Origin of the sequence: Helicobacter pylori, assembly GCF_006440215.1 — a bacterium.
Taxonomy (GTDB): Bacteria; Campylobacterota; Campylobacteria; order Campylobacterales; family Helicobacteraceae; genus Helicobacter; species Helicobacter pylori_CS.
In genome coordinates this window covers 1-1,443 of the sequence record NZ_VEZH01000035.1, presented here as the reverse complement: position 1 = coordinate 1,443, position 1,443 = coordinate 1, and the positions used below count along the sequence as shown (strand labels likewise).

Annotated in this window: 2 protein-coding genes; one reads left to right on the top strand and one right to left on the bottom strand. The window is 41.0% G+C overall.

Annotation, left to right across the window (positions count from 1 at the left end):
- The first annotated feature begins 160 nt into the window (after positions 1-160).
- Positions 161-1,213 (top strand): type II asparaginase, encoded by a 1,053-nt coding sequence (locus FIM44_RS08375; RefSeq protein WP_140579754.1) that lies wholly within the window; start codon positions 161-163, stop codon positions 1,211-1,213.
- 139 nt (positions 1,214-1,352) lie between these two features.
- Here FIM44_RS08375 and FIM44_RS08940 read toward each other — a convergent pair.
- Positions 1,353-1,443 (bottom strand): outer membrane beta-barrel protein (locus FIM44_RS08940; protein ID WP_140579552.1); only part of this gene is annotated, 91 nt, incomplete at its 5' end.

Genomic DNA, 1,443 nt, shown 5'->3' with positions numbered 1-1,443 from the left:
CATAGCCCACTCCCAAGCCCCCTAGTCTTGCCCCTAAAAAAAGCGAAAAAAGTAACACTACAATCTGAAAAAAGGTATCCACCATTAACTCTTTTTAAATTTATTTTAACGATGTTTTACTATACTATAAAACCTTTTAAATTTCAAAAGGTGGTCTATAATGAGAATATTTTTGAAATTGTTGATTCTTTTATTTTGTTTGAAGGGGCAGGTTATGGCTCAAAATTTACCCACGATTGCTTTACTGGCGACAGGAGGGACGATTGCAGGGAGTGGTGCGAGTGCGAATTTAGGTAGTTATAAGAGTGGTGAGTTGGGCGTCAAAGAGCTTCTTAAGGCTATCCCCAGTCTCAACAAGATCGCTCGCATTCAAGGGGAGCAGATTTCTAACATCGGCTCACAAGACATGACTGAAGAGGTATGGTTCAAACTCGCCAAACGCGCCCAAGAATTGCTAGATAATAGCCGTATTCAAGGCGTGGTGATCACGCATGGCACGGACACTTTAGAAGAGAGCGCGTATTTTTTAAACTTGGTTTTACACTCCACAAAACCGGTCGTGCTGGTGGGAGCGATGCGTAATGCTGCTTCTTTGAGCGCGGATGGGGCTTTGAATTTGTATAACGCGCTGAGCGTAGCGACTAATGAAAAAAGCACGAATAAAGGCGTGTTGGTGGTGATGGACGATAATATTTTTAGCGCTAGGGAAGTGGCTAAAACGCACACCACCCACACTTCCACCTTTAAAGCCTTAAATAGTGGCGCGATAGGGAGCGTGTATTATGGCAAAACGCGCTATTACATGCAACCTTTGAGAAAACACACCACAGAGAGCGAATTTTCCCTTTCACAACTCAAAACCCCCCTGCCTAAAGTGGATATTATTTACACGCATGCCGGCATGACCCCTGATTTATTCCAAGCGAGCCTAAACTCGCATGCAAAAGGCGTTGTGATAGCTGGGGTGGGTAATGGGAATGTGAGTGCTGGGTTTTTAAAAGCGATGCAAGAAGCGAGCCAAATGGGGGTGGTTATTGTTCGTTCTAGCAGGGTAAATAGCGGTGAAGTTACTTCAGGCGAGATTGATGACAAGGCTTATGGTTTCATCACAAGCGACAATTTAAACCCCCAAAAAGCCAGAGTGCTTTTACAACTCGCTCTAACTAAAACGAATGATAAGGCAAAAATCCAAGAAATGTTTGAAGAGTATTGAACGATTTTCTTAAATCACCCAATTATCAAAGATAATTGGGTGATTTGGTTTATTTTGTTTTTGACTTTATTTTCATCAAATATTGATAACTATCAAAATAGATTTGATGAAGCTCCCCCTATTTTAAAAAAGAGAGCTTTTAATAAGCAAACACATAATTGAGATACACGCTATAAAGCCTTCTATATTCTAGTTTGGTGTCTAGAAAAGAATAGTAATTCGTGTTAATG